Source organism: Kitasatospora sp. NPDC058032 (genome assembly GCF_042885845.1).
In the GTDB taxonomy this organism is placed as follows: Bacteria; Actinomycetota; Actinomycetes; order Streptomycetales; family Streptomycetaceae; genus Kitasatospora.
On record NZ_JBHVRK010000011.1, the window covers coordinates 65,909 to 86,660 of the forward strand.

21 protein-coding genes are annotated in these 20,752 nt (G+C 71.4%); 7 read left to right on the forward strand and 14 right to left on the reverse strand.

Features of this window, described 5'->3' with window-relative positions:
- Positions 1-389: 389 nt before the first annotated feature.
- Both ACFVUH_RS19355 and ACFVUH_RS19360 read left to right on the forward strand, forming a co-directional pair.
- On the forward strand, positions 390-1,259 hold the full coding sequence (locus tag ACFVUH_RS19355; protein ID WP_387914520.1) for a hypothetical protein: 870 nt from the start codon (positions 390-392) through the stop codon (positions 1,257-1,259).
- A gap of 39 nt (positions 1,260-1,298) precedes the next feature.
- Positions 1,299-2,411: a serine hydrolase domain-containing protein gene (locus tag ACFVUH_RS19360; RefSeq protein ID WP_387914522.1), complete on the forward strand. Its 1,113-nt coding sequence runs from the start codon at positions 1,299-1,301 to the stop codon at positions 2,409-2,411.
- A gap of 60 nt (positions 2,412-2,471) precedes the next feature.
- On the opposite strand, the gene ACFVUH_RS19365 is transcribed toward ACFVUH_RS19360, so the two are convergent.
- The 8 genes from ACFVUH_RS19365 to ACFVUH_RS19400 all read right to left on the reverse strand — a co-directional run bounded on the left by ACFVUH_RS19365 (position 2,472) and on the right by ACFVUH_RS19400 (position 9,300).
- A complete protein-coding gene (locus ACFVUH_RS19365; RefSeq protein WP_355369090.1) occupies positions 2,472-2,849 on the reverse strand; it encodes a metal-sulfur cluster assembly factor in 378 nt (125 codons plus the stop codon).
- A gap of 26 nt (positions 2,850-2,875) precedes the next feature.
- Positions 2,876-3,328, reverse strand: a complete 453-nt coding sequence (sufU, locus tag ACFVUH_RS19370) for a Fe-S cluster assembly sulfur transfer protein SufU (protein WP_355369092.1) — start codon at positions 3,326-3,328, stop codon at positions 2,876-2,878.
- A 17-nt stretch (positions 3,329-3,345) separates the two neighbouring features.
- A complete protein-coding gene (locus ACFVUH_RS19375; RefSeq protein WP_387914524.1) occupies positions 3,346-4,629 on the reverse strand; it encodes a cysteine desulfurase in 1,284 nt (427 codons plus the stop codon).
- A complete protein-coding gene (sufC, locus tag ACFVUH_RS19380) occupies positions 4,626-5,390 on the reverse strand; it encodes a Fe-S cluster assembly ATPase SufC (protein ID WP_355369094.1) in 765 nt (254 codons plus the stop codon). Before sufC ends, ACFVUH_RS19375 begins: the two co-directional genes overlap by 4 nt.
- A gap of 6 nt (positions 5,391-5,396) precedes the next feature.
- Positions 5,397-5,714, reverse strand: a complete 318-nt coding sequence (locus ACFVUH_RS19385; RefSeq protein WP_355369096.1) for a non-heme iron oxygenase ferredoxin subunit — start codon at positions 5,712-5,714, stop codon at positions 5,397-5,399.
- A gap of 5 nt (positions 5,715-5,719) precedes the next feature.
- Complete coding sequence (gene sufD / locus ACFVUH_RS19390; protein WP_355369098.1) at positions 5,720-6,967, reverse strand: Fe-S cluster assembly protein SufD; 1,248 nt, start codon at positions 6,965-6,967, stop codon at positions 5,720-5,722.
- Between the two features lie 62 nt (positions 6,968-7,029).
- On the reverse strand, positions 7,030-8,445 hold the full coding sequence (gene sufB, locus ACFVUH_RS19395; RefSeq protein ID WP_355369100.1) for a Fe-S cluster assembly protein SufB: 1,416 nt from the start codon (positions 8,443-8,445) through the stop codon (positions 7,030-7,032).
- 9 nt (positions 8,446-8,454) lie between these two features.
- A complete protein-coding gene (locus ACFVUH_RS19400) occupies positions 8,455-9,300 on the reverse strand; it encodes a helix-turn-helix domain-containing protein (protein ID WP_355369102.1) in 846 nt (281 codons plus the stop codon).
- Positions 9,301-9,464: 164 nt separating this feature from the next.
- Between ACFVUH_RS19400 and ACFVUH_RS19405 the strand changes: the two genes are divergently transcribed.
- Entirely contained in the window at positions 9,465-10,391 is a 927-nt protein-coding gene (locus ACFVUH_RS19405; protein ID WP_355369104.1) for an ABC transporter ATP-binding protein, read from the forward strand.
- On the forward strand, positions 10,388-11,158 hold the full coding sequence (locus ACFVUH_RS19410; RefSeq protein WP_387914526.1) for an ABC transporter permease: 771 nt from the start codon (positions 10,388-10,390) through the stop codon (positions 11,156-11,158). Before ACFVUH_RS19405 ends, ACFVUH_RS19410 begins: the two co-directional genes overlap by 4 nt.
- A 69-nt stretch (positions 11,159-11,227) precedes the next feature.
- Here ACFVUH_RS19410 and ACFVUH_RS19415 read toward each other — a convergent pair whose 3' ends face one another.
- The 4 genes from ACFVUH_RS19415 to ACFVUH_RS19430 all read right to left on the reverse strand — a co-directional run bounded on the left by ACFVUH_RS19415 (position 11,228) and on the right by ACFVUH_RS19430 (position 14,639).
- Positions 11,228-11,713 (reverse strand): hypothetical protein, encoded by a 486-nt coding sequence (locus ACFVUH_RS19415; RefSeq protein WP_387914528.1) that lies wholly within the window; start codon positions 11,711-11,713, stop codon positions 11,228-11,230.
- A gap of 52 nt (positions 11,714-11,765) precedes the next feature.
- A complete protein-coding gene (locus tag ACFVUH_RS19420) occupies positions 11,766-11,960 on the reverse strand; it encodes a hypothetical protein (RefSeq protein ID WP_387914529.1) in 195 nt (64 codons plus the stop codon).
- A gap of 173 nt (positions 11,961-12,133) precedes the next feature.
- A complete protein-coding gene (locus ACFVUH_RS19425; RefSeq protein ID WP_387914531.1) occupies positions 12,134-12,889 on the reverse strand; it encodes an LAETG motif-containing sortase-dependent surface protein in 756 nt (251 codons plus the stop codon).
- Positions 12,890-13,241: 352 nt separating this feature from the next.
- Complete coding sequence (locus ACFVUH_RS19430; protein ID WP_387914533.1) at positions 13,242-14,639, reverse strand: choice-of-anchor A family protein; 1,398 nt, start codon at positions 14,637-14,639, stop codon at positions 13,242-13,244.
- A 246-nt stretch (positions 14,640-14,885) separates the two neighbouring features.
- On the opposite strand from ACFVUH_RS19430, the gene ACFVUH_RS19435 reads away from it, so the two are divergent.
- Entirely contained in the window at positions 14,886-15,875 is a 990-nt protein-coding gene (locus tag ACFVUH_RS19435; protein ID WP_387914534.1) for a heme A synthase, read from the forward strand.
- A 74-nt stretch (positions 15,876-15,949) separates the two neighbouring features.
- On the opposite strand, the gene ACFVUH_RS19440 is transcribed toward ACFVUH_RS19435, so the two are convergent.
- Positions 15,950-16,288, reverse strand: coding sequence for a hypothetical protein (locus tag ACFVUH_RS19440; RefSeq protein ID WP_355369120.1), 339 nt, complete (start codon positions 16,286-16,288; stop codon positions 15,950-15,952).
- A gap of 72 nt (positions 16,289-16,360) precedes the next feature.
- On the opposite strand from ACFVUH_RS19440, the gene ACFVUH_RS19445 reads away from it, so the two are divergent.
- Positions 16,361-17,002, forward strand: coding sequence for a DUF2461 domain-containing protein (locus ACFVUH_RS19445; RefSeq protein WP_355369122.1), 642 nt, complete (start codon positions 16,361-16,363; stop codon positions 17,000-17,002).
- A 79-nt stretch (positions 17,003-17,081) separates the two neighbouring features.
- On the opposite strand, the gene ACFVUH_RS19450 is transcribed toward ACFVUH_RS19445, so the two are convergent.
- The gene (locus ACFVUH_RS19450) at positions 17,082-18,023 is read right to left on the reverse strand and encodes a heme o synthase (protein ID WP_355369124.1); all 942 of its coding nucleotides are present in this window, start codon (positions 18,021-18,023) and stop codon (positions 17,082-17,084) included.
- Positions 18,024-18,522: 499 nt separating this feature from the next.
- Between ACFVUH_RS19450 and tkt the strand changes: the two genes are divergently transcribed.
- Complete coding sequence (gene tkt, locus ACFVUH_RS19455; protein ID WP_355369126.1) at positions 18,523-20,625, forward strand: transketolase; 2,103 nt, start codon at positions 18,523-18,525, stop codon at positions 20,623-20,625.
- The last annotated feature ends 127 nt before the right edge of the window (positions 20,626-20,752 follow it).

Sequence of the window (20,752 nt, forward strand, 5' to 3'; positions counted from 1 at the left end):
GTCCCCCCCCCCGGGGTGTGTGGGGGGGCCCCGGGGGGGGGGGGGTGGGGGGGGGGCCGGGGGCCCCGCCCCGGCCCCCCACACCCGATACCCCACAAGCCTCCGGTCCGTTGAACAGACGGAACCCGCCCGCGCCCAGGAAAAAGGCACCGTGCAGCACCGAGTCCGGACCGCCCTCCTCGCACCGAACGGCACCATGCTGCTGATGCCGAAGGAGATCGCCACGGTCCTCCGCGCCGCCGTCGCACGCGGGGACCTCCTGGCGCCAGGCAGTCACGAACGCCTCACGCTGCGTCAAATGTCGTGATACGTTCCGTACTCAAAGAGAAAATGCGACCCCGGCGGTGCTACCAACACCCCGGGGTCCGGCAACAGGAGCGAGACTCCCGATGCACATCCATCGTAGCGCCCACGTGCGCAACTTCACCGTGCTGCCCAACTCCGTGTTGCAGTACCGGCGGTTGAGCTACACCGCTCGCGGTCTGCTCGCGGACCTCCTCTCGCGGCCAGACGGCTGGCGCGAGGACGGGCGGCACATGGCCGACACCAGTCCGCAGGGGCGCGGGGCCGTCCGCAAGGCCCTGAAGGAACTCGCCGACGCCGGCTACTACCGCGTCGAGAAGGTCCGCCTCCCCGACGGCACCCTCCGCAGCGAGGCGCACGTCTACGACACCCCCCAGCTCGCGCGGCCGGGTGTCACCCGTCCGGCGTCCGGTGGACCGCCAACCGGTAGCGCTGGCAGCCCTGTTGTAAAGGACCGGCGCCAAGAACCCACCCTCCCCGCGGAGTCGGCCGACGAAGGCGGGCGGGAGGCGGTGGCCACCCTGTTCCGCGTGATCCGGGCCGAGCCCCGGCTGCGTCTGGGCGAGGCCGAGGCGCGGGAACTGGCGCCGCTGGTGGCGCAGTGGTTGGCGCGCGGGTGCAGCGCGACCGACCTCGCGCACGCCCTGTTGCCGGGGCTGCCGGCTCCGATGCATTCGGCGGCGGCCGTGCTCCGCTATCGGTTGGAGCACAAGATGCCGCCCTCTCGGCCGGCGGAAGGGACACAGAAAGCAAGCTACTCCGAGTGCGCCAAGTGCCACGATCCGGTGCCCGCGTCGGGGATCTGCCGGGCCTGCGCGGGCCTCGGTGGACGGCCCAAGGCGGCCGGGGGTGGTGCTCCCGTGACGGCCAGAGGTGTCGCACGCGCACGTGCCGCCCTGCTGGGAGCGAGAGCACCGCATGTCGAGATCGCTCCCCCGGTGGCGACCTACGGGTGAGCGGTGCACAGGAGCGCCGCAGCCGAGGAGGAGAGCGGGATGCAGGAGCTTGTGCAGCGGGCCGTTGACGAGATGGTGGAGTCGGGCGAGGAGCTGGGCGTCCAGGTCGCGGTGTACCGGCACGGGGAGCTGGTGGTGGACGTTGCGGCGGGGGTCGCCGATCCGGGGAGTGGGCGGGCGGTCGGCCCGGACACCCCGTTCTACAGCGCCTCCACCGGGAAGGGGGTGACCGCGACCGTGGTGCACGTGCTCGCGGAGCGCGGGGTGATCGAGTACGACCGGCCGATCGTGGAGCTCTGGCCCGAGTTCGGGGCCCATGGCAAGGCCGGGGCGACCGTGCGGCACGCCCTGACGCACTCGCTCGGCGTCCCGGCGGTGCCGTCCGGGCTCACGGTGCGGGAGCTGGCCGACTGGGACGGGATGTGTGCGCTGATCGCCGGTTCCGAGCCCTGGTGGGAGCCCGGGACCAGGACCGGCTACCACGCGATGACCTGGGGCTTCGTGATGGGCGAGATCGTGCGCCGGGCCACCGGCCGGCCGGTCTCGCAGGTGCTCCGGGAGGAGGTGGCGGAACCGCTGGGCATCGCCGACGAGCTGTTCCTCGGTGTCCCGGAGTCCGAGCTCGGGCGGCTCGCCCGCCTTGAGGACGCGCCCGGTTCCGCCGAGATGATCGCGGCGATGCCCGCCGACCTGCCGCTGTTCAAGGCGACGCCGCCCGCCGTGACCCCGAGCGCCGGGTACGGCAACGACCCCGTGGTGCTCACCTCGGACATCCCCTCGGGCGGCACGATGTCCGCCCGCGCGGTGGCCAGGATGTACGCCGCGCTGCTCGGCGAGGTGGACGGCGTCCGGCTGGTGTCGGAGGAGCGGCTGCGCGAGATCACGGCCCTGGCCACGGCCGAGGTCGACCAGCTGATCGGCTTCCCGGTGCCGCGCGCGCTGGGCTGGAACCTCGGCCGGCCCGGGGCCGATCCGCAGCAGACCCTGAGCACCTTCGGCATGCCCGGCATGGGCGGCAGCGCGGCGTACGCCGACACCGCGACGGGGATCGCCTTCGCGCTGACCAAGAACCGGTTCTTCCCCGGTCCCTCCACCGCGGTCGACCGGATCGGCGAGCTGGTCGCGAAGGCCGTGCACGTCACGGAAAGCTGAAAACGCGTGGCCCCTTCCCCCAGGAGGAGGAAGGGGCCACGCAAAAGCGGCGGACAGGCCTCAGACGTTGAAGCCGAGGGCGCGCAGCTGCTCGCGGCCGTCGTCGGTGATCTTGTCGGGGCCCCACGGCGGCATCCAGACCCAGTTGATGCGCAGGTCCTGGACGAGGCCGTCGGTGGCGGTCTTGGCCTGGTCCTCGATGACGTCGGTCAGCGGGCAGGCCGCCGAGGTGAGCGTCATGTCGATGGTGGCCACATCGGACTCGTCGATGTGGACGCCGTAGATCAGGCCGAGGTTGACGACGTCGATGCCCAGTTCGGGGTCGACGACGTCCATCAGGGCCTCGGTCAGGTCCTCGACGGAGACGGTGCCGGCGCTGGTGCCGACCGGGCCGGACGCGGTCTCCTCCGCAGGGGAGGTGGTGGTTTCGTCGCTCATGGTGGTGGGTGTCCTCCTCTGCGGTGTCAGTCGGTGACGGTGGGGTGCTCGGCGAGGGCCTTGGCGGTGGCGTCCTTCCAGGCCATCCAGCTGAGCAGGGCGCACTTGACCCGGGCCGGGTACTTGGAGACACCGGCGAACGCGACGGCGTCCTCCAGCACCTCCTCGTCGCCCTCGCCCTGGCCCTTGCTCTGCATCAGCTCCAGGAAGGCCTCCTGGACCGCCTGCGCCTCGCCGACGGACTTGCCGACCACCAGGTCGTTCAGCACCGAGGCGCTGGCCTGGCTGATCGAACAGCCCTGGGACTCGTAGGAGACGTCGGCGACGGTGCCGCCGTCGAGCTTCACCCGCAGGGTGATCTCGTCGCCGCAGGTCGGGTTGACGTGGTGCACCTCGGCGTCACCGTCGCGCAGCCCCTTGCCGTGCGGGTTGCGGTAGTGGTCCAGGATGATGTCCTGGTACATCGAGTCGAGCTTCATGGTCGCGTGCCCCGTCCTCAGCCGAAAAAGTTCCGGACGTGGTGCAGGCCGTCGATCAGCGCGTCGACCTCGCCCGGCGTCGAGTACAGGTAGAACGACGCCCGCGTGGTCGCCGGAATTCCGTACCGCAGGCAGACCGGCCGCGCGCAGTGGTGGCCGACGCGCACCGCGATGCCCTGCTCGTCGAGCACCTGGCCCACGTCGTGCGGGTGGATGTCGCCCAGCGTGAACGAGATCGCCGCGCCGCGGTCGACGGCCGTGCGCGGGCCGATGATCCGCAGGTCCGGGACCTCCAGCAGCCGCTCGACCGCGTACGCGGTGATGGCGTGCTCGTGGGCGGCGATCCGCTCCATGCCGATGCCGGACAGGTAGTCGATGGCCGCGCCCAGCCCGACCGCCTGGGCGATCGGCGGGGTGCCGGCCTCGAACTTGTGCGGCGCAGGGGCGTAGGTGGACGAGCCCATGGTGACGGTCTCGATCATCTCGCCGCCACCGAGGAACGGCGGGAGGTCCTCCAGCAGCTCCTGGCGGCCCCAGAGCACGCCGATGCCGGTCGGGGCCAGCATCTTGTGGCCGGTGAAGGCGACGAAGTCGGCCTCCAGCGCCTGCACGTCCAGCACCATGTGCGGGGCGGCCTGCGAGGCGTCGATCACGACCAGCGCGCCGACGTCCTGCGCCTTGCGCACGATGGCCTCGACCGGGTTGACGGTGCCGAGCAGGTTGGAGACCAGGGTGAAGGAGACCACCTTGGTCTTCTCGGTGATCAGCTCGTCGATGTTGGAGAGGTCGAGCCGGCCCTCGTCGGTCAGCCCGAACCACTTCAGCTTCGCGCCGGTGCGCTGCGAGAGCAGCTGCCACGGGACGATGTTGGAGTGGTGCTCCATCTCCGTGATGACGATCTCGGACTCGGCGTCCACCCGGTAGGGCTCGTCGGCCCAGCCGAGCATGTTGGCGACCAGGTTGAGCGACTCGGAGGCGTTCTTGGTGAAGATCACCTCGTCGCGGCTCGGCGCGTTGATGAACGCCGCGACCTTGTCGCGGGCGCCCTCGTAGAGCGCCGTGGCCTCCTCGGCGAGCACGTGCACGCCGCGGTGGACGTTGGCGTTGTGCCGCTCGTAGTAGGCGTTCAGCGCGTCGAGCACCTGGCGGGGCTTCTGCGAGGTGGCCGCGTTGTCCAGGTAGACGAGCGGCTTGTCGTCGTGCAGCAGGCGCTGCAGGACGGGGAAGTCCTTGCGGATCGCGTCGGTGTCGAGCAGTCCCGGCAGGACCGTCGACGCCGCCGACTCGTGCGTACGGGTCACTCGGACGCGCCACCCTTCACGTAGGCCTCGTAGCCCTCCTCCTCCAGCTTGTCGGCCAGCTCGGCACCGCCGGACTCGACGATGCGGCCGCCCGCGAAGACGTGGACGTAGTCGGGCTTGATGTACCGCAGGATGCGGGTGTAGTGGGTCACCAGCAGGGTCCCCACCTCACCGGTCTCACGGACCCGGTTGATGCCCTCGGAGACGATCCGCAGCGCGTCGACGTCCAGGCCGGAGTCGGTCTCGTCGAGGATCGCGATCCGCGGCTTCAGCAGCTCCAGCTGGAGGATCTCGTGGCGCTTCTTCTCGCCGCCGGAGAAGCCCTCGTTGACGTTGCGCTCGGCGAAGGCCGGGTCCATCTGGAGGGCGGCCATCGCCTCCTTGACCTCCTTCACCCACAGCCGCAGCTTGGGGGCCTCGCCGCGGACGGCGGTGGCGGCGGTGCGCAGGAAGTTGGAGACCGAGACACCGGGGACCTCGACCGGGTACTGCATGGCCAGGAAGACGCCGGCCCGGGCGCGCTCGTCGACGGACATCTCCAGGACGTCCTCGCCGTCCAGCAGGACGGTCCCGCCGGTGACGGTGTACTTGGGGTGACCGGCCAGCGAGTAGGCCAGGGTGGACTTGCCGGAGCCGTTCGGACCCATGATGGCGTGGGTCTCGCCCTGCTTCACGGTCAGGTCGACGCCCTTCAGGATCTCCCGGGGGCCGTTCTCGGCCTCGACGGAGACGTGCAGGTCGCGGATTTCAAGGGTAGCCATGTGTACTCAGGACTCCTGGTTGACGGAGACGAGCACATCGTCCCCTTCGATCTTTACGGGGTAGACAGCGACCGGCTTGGTGGCGGGCAGGCCGGAGGGCTTGCCGGAGCGCAGGTCGAAGCTGGAGCCGTGCAGCCAGCACTCGATCATGCAGTCCTCGACCTCGCCCTCGGACAGCGAGACGTTCGCGTGCGAGCAGATGTCGTTGATCGCGAACACCCCCTCGTCGGTGCGGACGACGGCGACCGGGACACCGTTGAGGTCGACGCGCTTGGGCACGTCCTCAGCCAGTTCGCTCAGCGCGCAGGCGCGAAGGAAGCTCATGGGTGTCAGACCGCCGCTTCCAGCTCGGCCTCGATCTTCTCCATGAGGTGGTCCTGGATCTCGGCGACGCCGATCTGCTGGACCAGCTCGGCGAAGAAGCCGCGCACCACCAGGCGGCGGGCCTCGTCGGCCGGGATGCCGCGGGCCTGCAGGTAGAAGAGCTGCTCGTCGTCGAAGCGGCCGGTGGCGGAGGCGTGGCCGGCGCCGACGATCTCGCCGGTCTCGATCTCCAGGTTCGGCACGGAGTCGACCCGGGCACCGTCGGTGAGCACCAGGTTGCGGTTGTGCTCGTAGGTGTCGGTGCCCTCGGCGGCGGCGCGGATCAGCACGTCGCCGATCCACACGGCGTGCGCGTCCTGGCCCTGCAGCGCGCCCTTGTAGACGACGTTGGAGCGGCAGTGCGGGGTGTCGTGGTCGATGACCAGCCGGTGCTCCAGGTGCTGGCCGGCGTCGGCGAAGTAGAGGCCGAACAGCTCGGCCTCGCCACCGGGCGCGGCGTAGCGGACCCGCGGGTGCAGGCGGACCACGTCACCGCCGAAGGTGACGACGACGGACTTCAGCGAGGCGTCGCGGCCGATCAGCGCGGTCTGCTGGGCGACGTGCACGGCGTCGCGGTCCCAGTCCTGGACGGAGACGAAGGTGAGCTTGGCGCCGTCGCCGACGAGCAGCTCGACGTTGGCGGCCCGGGTGCCGGTGCCGGTGTGGCCCAGGACCACGACGGCCTCGGCGAACGGCTTGACGTCGATGACCACGTGGGCGAAGCGGGTGCCGCCCTCGCCGTGCACGTCGATCCGCACCGGCTCGGTGAGCACCGTCTCCTTGGGGACGGTGACCACGAGCGCCTGCTCGAAGGCGCTGAACGCCTGCGCGGCGACCCGGTCGACCGGCTTGCCGGCCTTGCCGAGGCGGGCGTCGTCGCGGCCGACGGCCTCGGCGGTGACGCCCTCGGGCAGGCTCAGCTCGACCTTGTCCTCGCCCTTCTCGGCCTCGGCGGCGGTGCCGTCGTGCAGGCCGGCGAGGCGGTGCAGCGGGGTGAACCGCCAGTCCTCCTCGCGGCCGGTGGGCACCGGGAAGTCCGCGACGTCGTAGGACGGCTCGACCGCGACGCGGGCGTCGATCGGCTGCCGGACGCTGTCCCGGCCGGTGCCGGGGCCGGCCAGCTGGGCGCCGGCGCCGGCGGTGCCGACCTCGATCGAACCGGCGGTGGTGGAGCCGGTGTTGTTCGCAGCGACATTCAAAGGCGTGTCAGCCATGGCTGTTCGTTGTGCTCTCTTCCTCAAAATACGTGTCGATGGACGGCGGGGCGGCCGGCGGGTCAGCCGACGGAGCCCTCCATCTGCAGCTCGATCAGCCGGTTCAGCTCCAGCGCGTACTCCATCGGCAGCTCGCGCGCGATCGGCTCGACGAAGCCGCGGACGATCATCGCCATGGCCTCGAACTCGGTCATGCCGCGGCTCATCAGGTAGAAGAGCTGGTCCTCGCTGACCTTGGAGACGGTCGCCTCGTGGCCCATGGACACGTCGTCCTCGCGGACGTCCACGTAGGGGTAGGTGTCCGAGCGCGAGATGGTGTCGACCAGCAGCGCGTCGCAGAGCACGTTGGACTTGGCGCCCTTGGAGCCCTCGCCGATCTCGATCAGACCGCGGTAGGAGGTACGGCCGCCGCCCCGGGCCACCGACTTGGAGACGATGTTGGAGGAGGTGTTCGGCGCCATGTGGACCATCTTGGCGCCGGCGTCCTGGTGCTGGCCCTCACCGGCGAAGGCGATGGACAGGGTCTCGCCCTTGGCGTGCTCGCCCATCAGGTAGACGGCCGGGTACTTCATGGTGACCTTGGAACCGATGTTGCCGTCGACCCACTCCATGGTCGCGCCCTCGTACGCCACGGCGCGCTTGGTGACCAGGTTGTAGACGTTGTTCGACCAGTTCTGGATCGTCGTGTAGCGGCAGCGGCCGCCCTTCTTGACGATGATCTCCACGACCGCCGAGTGCAGCGAGTCGGAGGAGTAGATCGGCGCGGTGCAGCCCTCGACGTAGTGGACGTAGGCGTCCTCGTCGACGATGATCAGCGTCCGCTCGAACTGGCCCATGTTCTCGGTGTTGATCCGGAAGTAGGCCTGCAGCGGGATGTCGACGTGCACGCCCTTCGGCACGTAGATGAAGGAGCCGCCGGACCACACGGCCGTGTTCAGCGCGGCGAACTTGTTGTCGCCGGCCGGGATGACGGTGCCGAAGTACTCCTTGAACAGCTCCGGGTGCTCGCGCAGCGCGGTGTCGGTGTCCAGGAAGATGACGCCCTGCTCCTCCAGGTCCTCACGGATCTGGTGGTAGACGACCTCGGACTCGTACTGGGCGGCGACACCGGCGACCAGGCGCTGCTTCTCCGCCTCCGGGATGCCCAGCTTGTCGTACGTCGCCTTGATGTCCGCCGGCAGGTCCTCCCAGGACTCGGCCTGCTTCTCGGTGGAGCGGACGAAGTACTTGATGTTGTCGAAGTCGATGCCGGACAGGTCGGAGCCCCAGGTCGGCATGGGCTTCTTCCCGAACAGCTTGAGGCCCTTGAGACGCAGGTTCAGCATCCACTCGGACTCGCTCTTCTTGGCCGAGATGTCGCGGACGACGTCCTCGTTCAGTCCGCGCTTGGCGGCGGCGCCGGCCACGTCCGGGTCGGCCCAGCCGTACTCGTAAGTGCCGAGGCCTTCGAGCTCGGGGTGCGAAACGGTGTCAGTCATGCGGGCTTCCTAACGCGCGGACGCTGAATCATCGGTGGACGTACCGGCAGTCGGCGCGGCACCGGTGTCCCGGCCCGCGGCGGTGCGCAGGGCGGGCGACGATGCGGCACCGGGTGCCGGCACATAGGTGGTGCAGACCCCGTCGCCGTGGGCGATGGTGGCCAGCCGTTGCACATGGGTGCCCAGCAGCTGGGAGAAGACCTCGGTCTCCGCCTCGCAGAGCTGCGGGAACTGCTCGGCGATGTGCGCGACCGGGCAGTGGTGCTGGCAGAGCTGGGCGCCCGCCGGGGCCTTCGCCGCGGCCGACGGGACCCTCCGCACCGTGGCAGCGTACCCGTCGGCACTCAGCGCCTGGGCCAGTGCCTCGGTGCGTTCCGCCGCCCCGGTGGAACGCAGCGCCTCCAGGTACTTCTCCGCCTGCCGGCCGAACCGGGCACGGGCGAAGGCGGCCACCGCCTCCTCGCCGGCCTTGCCGCCGCCGACCGAGTCGGAGATCCAGCGCAGGGCGTCGGCGGCGAGCTGGTCGTACTCCTGGTAGAAGGCGTCCCGGCCGGCGTCGGTGAGGGCGAAGACCTTGGCCGGGCGGCCCCGGCCGCGGCTGCCGTAGACCCGCTGCTCGCGGGACTCGACCAGACCGGCGGCGGTGAGGCCGTCCAGGTGACGGCGGACGGCGGCGGCGGTGAGGCCGAGCCGGTTCGCCAGGTCGGCGGCGGAGGAGGGACCGTGGTCCAGGATCGAGCGGGCGACCCGGTCGCGGGTGGCGCGGTGGCCGTCCAGCAGCACCTCGGCCGCCGTCGCGGGCACGGCGCAGCCGGGGGCCGACTCGGCCTCCTGGTGCGTGGCGTGCTCGCGCATGTTTTTCACAACACCAGTGTTGCGTAATTACTTCCGACAGGACAAGCCGTGATCCAGCCCTCACCCGTGGCATCTGTCACGCAGGTAAGCCTTACCTGACCAGCGGATGAAGTGATCAAGCCCAGTGTGCAAACGGCCTGTTGGGGCCTCTTAGACTCACCCGTATGCAATCCGAACCCGCGGTCCAGATCACCGGGCTGGTCAAGCGCTACGGGGACAAGCCCGCGGTGGACGGTCTCGACCTCAGCATCGCGCGCGGCGCCGTCACCGCCGTTCTCGGCCCCAACGGCGCCGGCAAGACCACCACCATCGAGACCTGCGAGGGCTACCGCCGCCCGGACGCCGGCACCGTGCGCGTGCTCGGCCTCGACCCGGTCGCCCAGAGCGCCGAGCTGCGCCCGCGGATCGGCGTGATGCTGCAGTCCGGCGGCGTCTACGCGGGCGCCCGCGCGGTCGAGATGCTCCGGCACACCGCCAAGCTGCACGCCCATCCGCTGGACGTCGACGCGCTGGTCGAGCGGCTCGGCCTCGGCTCCTGCGGCCGCACCACCTACCGGCGGCTCTCCGGCGGGCAGCAGCAGCGGCTGGCGCTGGCGATGGCCGTGGTCGGCCGCCCCGAGCTGGTCTTCCTGGACGAGCCCACCGCGGGCCTGGACCCGCAGGCCCGCCGCGCCACCTGGGAACTGGTCCGCGACCTGCGCCGGGACGGCGTCACCGTGGTGGTCACCACCCACCACATGGAGGAGGCCGAGCAGCTCGCCGACCGGGTCGCGATCGTCGACCGCGGAAAGGTGATCACCGAGGGCACCCCGGAGGAGCTCTGCCGCGGCGGCGCCGAGTCCACCGTGCGCTTCGACGGCCCGCCCGGGCTGGACCTCGCCACCCTGCTCAAGGAACTGCCCGAGGGCGCCACCGCCGCCGAGACCTCCCCCGGCAGCTACCGCGTCGAGGCACCGGTCGACCCGCAGCTGCTGGCCACCGTCACCGCCTGGTGCGCGGCCGGCGGGATCCTGCCCGAACGGCTCGCGGTGCAGCGCCGCAGCCTCGAAGACGTCTTCCTCGACCTGACCGGACGGGACCTGCGCTCATGACCACCACCGACTACGCCCCGCGGCCGGGGGCCGCACCGGTCGGCCGGATGCTGCTCGCCCAGACCGCGTTCGAGACCCGGATGCTGCTGCGCAACGGTGAGCAGCTGCTGCTCACCGTGGTCATCCCGACGGTGCTGCTGGTGCTCTTCTCCGCCGTGGACGTCGTCGCCGTCGAGGGGCCGGGCAAGCGGGTCGACTTCCTCGCCCCGGGGCTGCTCGCACTCGCGGTGATGTCCACCGCGTTCACCGGCCAGGCGATCGCCACCGGCTTCGAGCGCCGCTACGGCGTGCTGAAGCGCCTCGGCGCCAGCCCGCTCCCCCGCTGGGCGCTGCTGACCGCGAAGACCGGCTGCGTCCTGGTCACCGAGGCGCTCCAGGTGGCGCTGCTGTCGGTGATCGCCCTGGCCCTCGGCTGGTCCCCGCAGGGCAACCCCCTCACCGTGGCCGCCCTGCTCGTCCTCGGCACCGCCGCCTTCTCCGGCCTCGGCCTGCTGATGGCCGGCACCCTGCGCGCGGAGGCCACCCTGGCCGCCGCCAACCTGGTCTTCATCCTGCTGCTGCTGGCCGGCGGCGTGATCGTCCCGCTCTCGAAGTTCCCCGCCGCCGTCCAGTCCGTCCTGGAGCTCCTCCCGATCGCCGCCCTCTCCGACGGCCTCCGCTCGGTCCTCCAGTCCGGCGCCGGCACCCCCTGGGCCGACCTCGGCATCCTGGCCGTCTGGTCCGCCCTCGCCCTCGCGGCCGCCGCCCGCTTCTTCCGCTGGGAGTAGCCCGCACGCCTCCGGCCCGAAGCGTCCGCCCCTCGCTCGGCCGAGCGAGGGGCGGACGTTTCTCCCACGTCAGGGGGACGGCGTCCCGTTCGGCCAGACACAGGGCGTACTGACGCCCAGTGAGAGACTGTGGCTGTCGTCCGACACCCCGCTGAGAACCGCCACGAACTTGTCCTTGGGGTTCTGTAGCTTCACCCAGTCAAGAGTGGCCTCGGGGGCCACCTCGAACCCCTTCCCCATCAGAAGAGTTCGGAACGCGGCAGCGGCCTCCGCCTTGGTCGCCGGTGGCACGTCCCCGAAACCGTAATCGCGTGAGGTCTGCTCCCTGCCGTGCGGACCGATGTCATTGGAGTCGCAGAAGGAATCAACGAAGTCACCCGACTGGCTCGCGAGGGGCTCGACCGGCAGCTTCGCCAGGATCTCCGCCAGGTAGCTGTCCACCTGAGCCTTGGCCTGATCCAGCGTGATCGTGGCCTTCCTCCGCTCCGAAATACTCTCCACTCCGCAGGAGCTCAGAGCCAGCATCGAGCTTGCCAGTGCAGCGGCGAGGGCCACCCGCACAGGCCGCGCGAAGGCTGCGGACGAGCTCCCGGAGATCCTCGTCATTTCAGCTCGTGCCGCAATTGCGTATCGCGGTTGCCGTGGACCAGCCCTGAAGCGTCGCGGCCGCCTGATCGCTCGGCGCGACGATCTTCGCCGTCTCTCCCGGCACCTGCCCGGCTATGTGCTGAGCGGCCTGGCCACAGCCTTCCAACGCCGCCGGATTGACCTTGACCCCCGAAGCACCATCGGGATTCGGCACGGTTCCCCCCTGCGCCTTGTCTCACTGTCGTGTCACCGGAAGTCTTCCGGCTCGACGGGTGCGGTGCATGAGTACACGTACTCACTTGCCCGCCGGCGCCACCCGGTCCGCCAACCCGGCGGCCCTCGCTCGACGCTTCGAGCGAGGGCCGCCGTCCGTGCAGGTCGCGGGTGTCAGCTCTCGGTGTTGTCGCCGCGGCGGCGGCGGGCGAGCAGCAGGAGCGCGCCGCCGAGCAGCACGACGCCGCCGCCGACGGCCGCGATGACCGGGGTGGCGTCGCTGCTACCGGTCTGCGCGAGCGCCGGCGCGACCGGGGTGTGCGTCGCGGTCGGGGTGGGCGTCGGGGTGGGCGTGCGGCTCGGGGTGGGCGTCACCGAGTGGGTCGGCGTGGGGGTGGGGGTCGGCGTCGCCGAACGGCTCGGCGTCGGCGTCGGCGTCGGCGTCGGAGTCGGCGTCGGGGTGGGGGTCAGGGTCGGCGTGGGGGTCGGCGTCGGGGTGGGGGTCGGCGTCGGCGTGGGAGTCGGCGTCGGGGTCGGGGTGGGCGTCGGGGTCGCGCAGACCGGAATGGTCTTGGTCTCCGTCTTGTTCCAGTCGTTGTTCTTCGGGTCCTCGGTGGTGGTCACCACGAAGGTGGCGTCGACCGGCGCGCTGTGCGCGGCCACCGGGAAGGTCTGGTGGAACTCCTTGCCGAACACCTGCTGGTCGAGCAGCTTCACGCCGTCGATGCTCAGGCTGACGACGTTCTTGATGTTCGCCTCGGGGCTGTAGTTGGTCAGGTCGATCACGATCTTGTCGCACGTCACCTGCCAGGTCGGCACGTGCGCCGAGGCGCTGGTCGCCAGCACCACCGGCAGCAGGACGGCGGCCGCCGCCGTGCCCGCGATCGCCGCGCCGGTTCCGATCCCTGTCTGCCGCCGCTGTCGCGCCATCTCGTTGTCCCCTCCGAACGGTGTTGTGCAGCAGGCGTGTTGAGTGGAACAGCGGTGGCCCGCTACGACTGTCCGGGGGACTCTACCGGCACCCCCGCACCCCTCCACACCCCGCTGCGCGGCCGGATTTCCTCTATGCGTCCGCACCGGCCTGTGCATCGGCAGCCCATCACACCCACTGCCTCGGACGACACCGCTTCGCCCAACTTGAAGTGAACTCTGCCAGAGTGGCCGAAAAGCGCGACCCCCGGTGATCGTTCGCGATCACCGGGGGTGCCTGATCGGGCAATCCGGATCAGTGAGGGCCGGTCCGGATCGTTCCGGCCGGGGCCGGAACGATCCCGTGGCGGGCTCAGACCTGGCCGGCCGCCTTGCGCCGACGCGCGACCAGGACCAGCGCGCCACCGGCGGCGATCACCACCGCGCCGCCGATCGCCAGCGGCACGACCGGGCCGGAGCCGGTGTGGGCGAGGTCGCCCCCGGCGTTGGCCTGGGCCGACGGGCTCGCCGCCGCGGCCGGCACGACCGCCGCGCCGGAGGCGGAGGCCGACGGGCTCGCCGAGGCGCCCCCGGACGGCGCGGCCGTACCCGACGCGGACGGGCTGCCCGAACCGCCCGGCGTCACGGACGGAGCGGGCGTACCGGTGGTGCCGGGGGTGGCCGGCGGGGTGCTCGGCGTCCCGGTGGCGCCGGGGGTGGCCGGCGTCGACGGCGTGGTGGTGGCGGACGGCGTACCGGTCGGCACCACCACCGGCGGCGTGGTGGCCGGGGCGGTCGGCGGCGTGGTGGGCGGCACGACGGCCGGCAGGCAGCCGGTGAACGGGTAGTGGTGCGTCTCCGCACCGCCCTTGCCGCTCAGCGACTTGACGATGACCGAGCCGTTCACCGGGGCGGCCGAGCCGAGGTCGAACGCGGCGTTCGGCGCCAGCACGGTGCCGGACCAGGCGGCCGAGCTGCTCTTGACCACCTTGGTGGCGGTCGGGAAGTTCCAGAGCAGCTTGGAGCGGACGGCGCCGCCGTGCGCGCTCTGCACCTTGTCGTCCAGGACGTAGGCCTTCTTGCCCTCGTCCCACAGGTGGAAGCCGGTGGTCCGCGCGGCGGCCTGGTCGTACGACTGGCCGGTCACGGTGACCACGGTGACCGCGCCGGCCGGCACCTTCACGAAGATGTCGGTGGCGCCCTGCAGGGCGGCCGCGGAGACCGTGAAGCTGTTGAACCTGGCGTCGCCGCTGGTGAGGTAGAGCTCCTTGCCCTTGGCCTCGACGGTGGCACCGGCGGTCTGCGGCAGCCCCGCCAGCGTGGTGGCGACGGCGCGTGCCCGGGCGAACTCGGCGCCGAAGTCGATCGGCGAGGCGCCCTGCCCGGTGTTGCCCTGATGGGCCTGGATCACGGCGCCGGCGGCGGCCGAGCCGTAGATGCCGTTACCCTTCATGACCTGGGTGTTGCCACCGGTCAGCTTGCCGGCGACGACCAGGGCGTTGCCGCCCGGCAGCGCCTTGACCTGGTCGGCGGTCAGTTCCTGTCCGACCGAGAAGCCACCGGTGAAGTCGGCGTTGCCGCCGACCGCCACCGCACCCTCGGCGTCCGGCGTGTGGGTGTCGTCGGTCTCGACGAACTCGCCGTAGAGGTTGGCGACCCCGAGGCTCAGGCACTGGTTCGGGTCGGCGGCCTGGGCGGCCGGGGCTACCAGCCCGGCCAGAACGAGAGATCCACCGAGCGCGAGCGCTGCGGCGGGTACGGATATACGCATGTGCAGGTTCTCCGCTTACGTGCGGGGGGTGGGAGGGGTCCACCTGAAAAAGGTATGGACCAAGCCGCACTCTTTCGGCCAAATGGGTGATTGGTCAAGACCAATGACCGGCTTGCCCGAACAGTCCTTTTTGCCACCCCTTTACGGTTGACGGGTTTGCCGCTATGTCGACACGGGAAGACTCCGCCGCTCGGCCGCCGCGGCCACGACCGCCCCGCCCCAAGATCGGCCGTAAGGCCGCATACCATGGACGCCGTGCCTAAGACCACCCCCTTCTCCCTGCTCGCCGAGCGCTGGCAGCCCTCCGCCGCCATGGTCAAGCGCGCCGCGTTCGCCGCGCTGGTGATGAGCGTGGTGATCGTCGTGACCGGCGGCGCCGTCCGGCTCACCGCCTCCGGCCTCGGCTGCACCACCTGGCCCCGCTGCACCGACGAGAGCCTCACCCCGACCGCCGAGATGGGCTTCCACGGCGTCATCGAGTTCACCAACCGGATGCTCACCTACGTCCTGAGCGCCGCCATCGGCTGGGCGATCCTCGCCGCGCGCTGCCACCGCCCCTGGCGGCACAGCCTGACCAAGCTCGGCTGGGCGCAGTTCTGGCTGGTGATGAGCAACGCCGTGCTCGGCGGCATCACCGTGCTGACCGGCCTCAACCCCTACACCGTGGCGCTGCACCTGATCGCCGCGATGGGCCTGGTCTGGGTCGCGACGCTGATGTGGGAGCGCAGCAAGGAGGGCGACGGCCCGGTCCGCCCGCTGGTGGCCGAGCCGATCAAGCGGCTCAGCTACGTCCTGGTCGGTGTGATCGGCCTGCTGGTGGCCGCCGGCACCCTGGTCACCGGCGCGGGCCACCACCCCGGCACGCCCCAGGACAACAAGATGGTCCCGCGCATCCCGGTGGACTACGACCGCCTCGCCCAGGCCCACGCCGACCTGGCCTTCGTCTCGATCGGCCTGTCGATCGCGGTGATCTTCGTGTTCGCGGCGGTCAAGGCCCCGCCGGCCGCCAAGGCCCGGGCCCGCGAGCTGCTGGTCGGCCTGCTGCTCCAGGCCGTGATCGGCTTCGTCCAGTACTTCACGGACGTCCCCGAGATCCTGGTCGGCCTCCACATGCTGGGCGCCGCCGTCCTGTGGATCGCCGCCCTGCGCATCCCGCTCGCCCTGCGCGCCCGCGACGACGCCCCCGTCGCGGCCGGCGCCCCGGCCTCCCGGGTCGCCGAGCCCGCGGCCGTCTGACGGTCCCCGCACGCGGGCGAAGGGCCCCGGTCTCGTCGACCGGGGCCCTTCGGCGTACGCCCTGCCGGAAGGGGTCAGCCGCCGAGCTGGAGGCCGGCCATCCGCTTCCACTCGTAGGCGCCGGTCCGCACCTTCAGGGCCAGCTCGCCCTCGAAGGAGTCGTGCAGGGTGACGCCGGCCAGCTCGGCGGCGCGGCGGCCCACCGCGTAGCTGGGCGCGACCTGGTCGCCCCACGCGCCGTCGGCGCCGACCACCACGATCCGGGTGGCGACCGCGCCGACGTACTCGACGACGCCGTCCGCGCTGCCGCCGTGCTGCGCGGCGAAGGCGGTCAGGTTCTTGGCGATGCGCTTGGCGCGGCGCTCGGCACGGGCGTCCGGCGCGGCGGGGGTGGCGGTCTCTGCGCTGCTCATGCCCGCATGCTACCGAGCGGTAGCGAAGCTGGCGACGGGAGCGCCGTGTGCACCGGGCCACATACTGGAGGGGTGACCTTCGACGGCTGGCCGGCCGAGGCTCTCGACTTCTACGAGCACCTCGAGGCCGACAACTCCAAGACCTTCTGGCAGTCCCACAAGGGCCAGTACGAGCACGCCGTACGGGAGCCCATGGAGCGGCTGCTGGCCGAGCTGGAACCCGAGTTCGGGCCGGGCAGGATCTTCCGCCCCAACCGCGACGTCCGGTTCAGCGCCGACAAGTCGCCGTACAAGACCCACATCGGCGCCCATCTGCGGGCCGGCGGCTACGTCCAGCTCTCCGCCGACGGCCTGGCCTGCGGCAACGGGCTGTACCGGCTCGCCGCCGACCAGCTGGACCGCTACCGGGCCGCAGTCGCCGAGGACGTCTCCGGCGCGGAGCTGGAACGGGTGGTCGAGCGGGTCCGCGCGAAGGGCCCCGAGGTGGTCGGCCGGGACTCCCTGAAGTCCGCCCCGCGCGGCTACCCCAAGGACCACCCGCGGATCGCGCTGCTGCGCCACAAGGGGCTGATCGCCTGGCAGGAGTGGGCCCCGGAGGCCTGGCTGGGCACCCGGGACGCGTACCGGCGGATCACCGGCTTCCTGCACGCCTCGCAGCCGCTCAAGGACTGGCTGGACGGCCACGTCGGCCCCTCCGAGCTCCCCGCCCGGTAGCGGAACGGAAGAGCGCGGAAGCACGGAAACGGAGAAGGCCCCGGTCGGATCGACCGGGGCCTTCTCGGCAGTCAGCGCATCACTTCACGAACGGATCCACCGCGATCACCACGAACAGCAGCGTCAGGTAGGTGATCGACCAGTGGAACAGCCGCATCTCCTTGAGCTTGGCGCCCACCACACCGGCCTTGGCCCGCCCGTACAGCGCGTGCGCCTCCTTGAGCCAGGCCGCGCCGAGCAGCACCGCCGCCACCGGGTAGAGCCAGCTGGTGTCGGCCAGCGGCCACAGCAGCAGCGAGACCGCCACCATCACCCAGGAGTAGGCGACGATCTGCTTGGCGACCGCGAGGTTGCCCTTGATCACCGGCAGCATCGGCACCCCGGCCCGGGCGTAGTCCTCGCGGACCTTCATCGACAGCGGCCAGTAGTGCGGCGGCGTCCAGAAGAAGATCACCAGGAAGAGCACCAGCGCCGACCAGGAGACCGAGTTGGTGACGGCCGCCCAGCCGACGAAGACCGGCATGCACCCGGCGATGCCGCCCCAGACGATGTTCTGCGCGGTGCGCCGCTTGAGCCCCAGCGTGTAGACGAACACGTAGAAGAGCAGTGCGCCCAGCGCCAGCGCCGAGGACAGCCAGTTGACCAGGACGCCCAGCCAGACCGTCGACAGGACGCCGAGCGCGATGCCGAACACCAGCGCCTCGCGCGGCGAGACCATGCCGGTGACGAGCGGCCGGCGCTCGGTGCGGGACATCACCGCGTCGATGTCGCGGTCGATGTACATGTTGAGGGCGTTGGCGCCGCCCGCCGAGAGGTACCCGCCGAGGACCACCTTCAGCACCAGCAGCAGGTCCGGCACACCGCGCTCCGCCAGGAACATCACCGGAACGGTGGTGATCAGCAGCAGCTCGATGATCCGCGGCTTGGTCAGTGCGACGAAGGCGCCGACACGGGCCCCGAACGGCCGGTGCGCAGGCCTCGCCCCGGTGACCCCGGCGGGACGGGATTCGACGGCGGTCACTAACACCCCAACTGAAGATGAATCCTCACAGGCGGCCACCGGAACGTTGTCTCCCGAATCGTCCGCTCTGCGCGTACCACGCCACCTTAGACGCTCCATATCTCCCCACCGGCCCCGGGGTGCCCCGGCGAGGCGGAACGCACACCCCCGGGTGAACCCCCACCGCCCCGACCTGGAACGTTGCCGAGGCGGCCCCCGCGGGGGCCCTCGTCCCCCCTCCCGCACCCCGGAGAGGCGAACCGGACGGATCCGGGCGAGGGTGGACAAAGGGGCGGGCCGTGCCGGCGCCCGGTCGTCCACGGACAGTCCGGGGAATGACGACCAACATGCCTGAGTTGTCCCACCACGGAGGGTGAGCCCCGGCCCGGACGGTAGGCTCGCCCACAGAAGCGGGATCTACCCTCCGTGACCGGCACCACCCAGCGTCCGGCCCCAGCGACGTGGCCGACCCGGTCCCTCACGGGGTCACTCTTCACAATGGAAGGAGCCCTGAGACAGGGTGAGCACGACGCCGAATGCATTCGAGTGGTCGGACCTCGACGAGCGGACCGTCGACACGGCCCGTGTCCTGGCGATGGACGCGGTTCAGAAGGTCGGCAACGGACACCCCGGGACGGCCATGTCGCTGGCCCCCGCCGCCTACCTGATCTTCCAGCGCTTCCTGCGCCACGACCCCACCGACCCGTCCTGGGTCGGCCGTGACCGGTTCGTCCTCTCCCCCGGTCACACCAGCCTGACGCTCTACACCCAGCTCTACTTCTCCGGCTACGGCCTGGAGCTCGACGACCTCAAGGCCTTCCGGGTGGCCGGCAGCCGCACCCCGGGCCACCCCGAGCACGGCCACACCGCCGGCGTCGAGACCACCACCGGCCCGCTCGGCCAGGGCATCGGCAACGCCGTCGGCATGGCCATGGCCGCCCGCTTCGAGCGCGGCCTGTTCGACCCGGACGCCCCGGCCGGCGAGTCGCCGTTCGACCACACCATCTGGGCCATCGTCTCCGACGGCGACCTGGAGGAGGGCATCTCCGCCGAGGCCTCCTCGCTGGCCGGCCACCAGAAGCTCGGCAACCTGGTCGCCCTGTACGACGACAACCACATCTCGATCGAGGGCGACACCGAGACCGCCTTCTCCGAGGACGTCCTCAAGCGCTACGAGGCGTACGGCTGGCACGTCCAGCGCGTCACCCCGAAGGCCAACGGCGACATCGACGTCGCCGCGCTGGCCGAGGCGCTGGCCGCCGCGAAGGCCGAGACCTCCCGCCCGTCGATGATCGCGATGCGCACGATCATCGCCTGGCCGGCCCCGGACGCCCAGAACACCGCCAAGGCCCACGGCTCCGCGCTCGGCGCCGCCGAGATCGCCGCCACCAAGAAGGTCCTGGGCTTCGACCCGGAGAAGACCTTCGAGGTCGGCGACCAGGTCATCGAGCACGCCCGGCTGGTCGTCCAGCGCGGCAAGGCCGCCCGCGCCGAGTGGCAGCAGACCTTCGACGCCTGGCGCGCCGCCAACCCGCAGCGCGCCGCCGAGTTCGACCGGATCGAGGCCCGCGAACTGCCCGACGGCTGGAAGAAGGCCGTTCCGGTCTTCGAGGCCGGCAAGGCCGTCGCCACCCGCAAGGCCAGCGGCGAGACCCTCAAGGCGCTCGGCGCGGTGATCCCGGAGCTGTGGGGCGGCTCGGCCGACCTCGCCGAGTCCAACCTCACCACCATCGACGAGGACAGCTCCTTCCTCCCCGACGGCAACCCGCTGAAGTCGGCCGGCCCCTACGGCCGCACCATCCACTTCGGCATCCGCGAGCACGCCATGGGCTCCACCATGAACGGCATCGCGCTGCACGGGAAGACCCGCGTCTACGGCGGCACCTTCCTGGTCTTCGCCGACTACATGCGCCCGGCCGTCCGCCTGGCCGCCCTGATGAAGCTGCCGGTCACCTACGTGTGGACGCACGACTCCATCGGCCTCGGCGAGGACGGCCCGACCCACCAGCCGGTCGAGCACCTGGCCTCGCTGCGCGCCATCCCGGGCCTGACCGTGGTCCGCCCGGCCGACGCCAACGAGACCGCCGTCGCCTGGCGCACCGTCATCGAGCGCCAGACCACCCACCCCGGCCCGGTCGGCCTGGCGCTCACCCGCCAGAACGTCCCGACCTTCGACCGCACCTCCTCGTCCTACGGCAACGCCGAGGACACCGCGAAGGGCGGCTACATCCTGGCCGAGGCCTCCACCGGCACCCCGCAGGTGATCCTGCTCGGCACCGGCTCCGAGGTGCAGCTGGCCGTCAAGGCCCGCGAGGTCCTGGAGGCGGAGGGCATCGCCACCCGCGTCGTGTCGCTGCCGTCCTTCGAGTGGTTCCAGGAGCAGGACCAGGCCTACCGCGACAGCGTGCTGCCGCCGTCGGTCAAGGCCCGCGTCTCGGTCGAGGCCGGCATCGCCCAGGGCTGGCGCGAGCTGGTCGGCGACCACGGCCGGATCGTCTCGCTGGAGCACTTCGGCGCCTCCGCCGACTACCAGGTGCTCTTCGAGGAGTTCGGCATCACCGCCGAGCGCGTGGTCGCCGAGGCCCACAACGCCCTGCGCTCGCTCGAGGCCGTCAACCGCTGACGGCACCGGGCCGGGGGGGCCCCCCCCCCCCCGCCCCCCCGCCCCCCCCCCCCCCCACCCCCCCCCGCCCACGTAAAGGGAGGGAACCCCCAGACCTAACCCCCGAAACCCCCCCACCGCCGAGGCG

What these genes read in the sequence shown, in the direction of transcription:
- ACFVUH_RS19355 (WP_387914520.1), top strand. Translation starts at nt 390, where the DNA reads ATGCACATCCATCGTAGCGCCCACGTGCGCAACTTCACCGTGCTGCCC.
- ACFVUH_RS19360 (WP_387914522.1), top strand. Translation starts at nt 1,299, where the DNA reads ATGCAGGAGCTTGTGCAGCGGGCCGTTGACGAGATGGTGGAGTCGGGC.
- ACFVUH_RS19365 (WP_355369090.1), bottom strand. Translation starts at nt 2,849, where the DNA reads ATGAGCGACGAAACCACCACCTCCCCTGCGGAGGAGACCGCGTCCGGC.
- sufU (WP_355369092.1), bottom strand. Translation starts at nt 3,328, where the DNA reads ATGAAGCTCGACTCGATGTACCAGGACATCATCCTGGACCACTACCGC.
- sufC (WP_355369094.1), bottom strand. Translation starts at nt 5,390, where the DNA reads ATGGCTACCCTTGAAATCCGCGACCTGCACGTCTCCGTCGAGGCCGAG.
- ACFVUH_RS19385 (WP_355369096.1), bottom strand. Translation starts at nt 5,714, where the DNA reads ATGAGCTTCCTTCGCGCCTGCGCGCTGAGCGAACTGGCTGAGGACGTG.
- sufD (WP_355369098.1), bottom strand. Translation starts at nt 6,967, where the DNA reads ATGGCTGACACGCCTTTGAATGTCGCTGCGAACAACACCGGCTCCACC.
- sufB (WP_355369100.1), bottom strand. Translation starts at nt 8,445, where the DNA reads ATGACTGACACCGTTTCGCACCCCGAGCTCGAAGGCCTCGGCACTTAC.
- ACFVUH_RS19400 (WP_355369102.1), bottom strand. Translation starts at nt 9,300, where the DNA reads ATGCGCGAGCACGCCACGCACCAGGAGGCCGAGTCGGCCCCCGGCTGC.
- ACFVUH_RS19405 (WP_355369104.1), top strand. Translation starts at nt 9,465, where the DNA reads ATGCAATCCGAACCCGCGGTCCAGATCACCGGGCTGGTCAAGCGCTAC.
- ACFVUH_RS19410 (WP_387914526.1), top strand. Translation starts at nt 10,388, where the DNA reads ATGACCACCACCGACTACGCCCCGCGGCCGGGGGCCGCACCGGTCGGC.
- ACFVUH_RS19425 (WP_387914531.1), bottom strand. Translation starts at nt 12,889, where the DNA reads ATGGCGCGACAGCGGCGGCAGACAGGGATCGGAACCGGCGCGGCGATC.
- ACFVUH_RS19430 (WP_387914533.1), bottom strand. Translation starts at nt 14,639, where the DNA reads ATGCGTATATCCGTACCCGCCGCAGCGCTCGCGCTCGGTGGATCTCTC.
- ACFVUH_RS19435 (WP_387914534.1), top strand. Translation starts at nt 14,886, where the DNA reads ATGGACGCCGTGCCTAAGACCACCCCCTTCTCCCTGCTCGCCGAGCGC.
- ACFVUH_RS19440 (WP_355369120.1), bottom strand. Translation starts at nt 16,288, where the DNA reads ATGAGCAGCGCAGAGACCGCCACCCCCGCCGCGCCGGACGCCCGTGCC.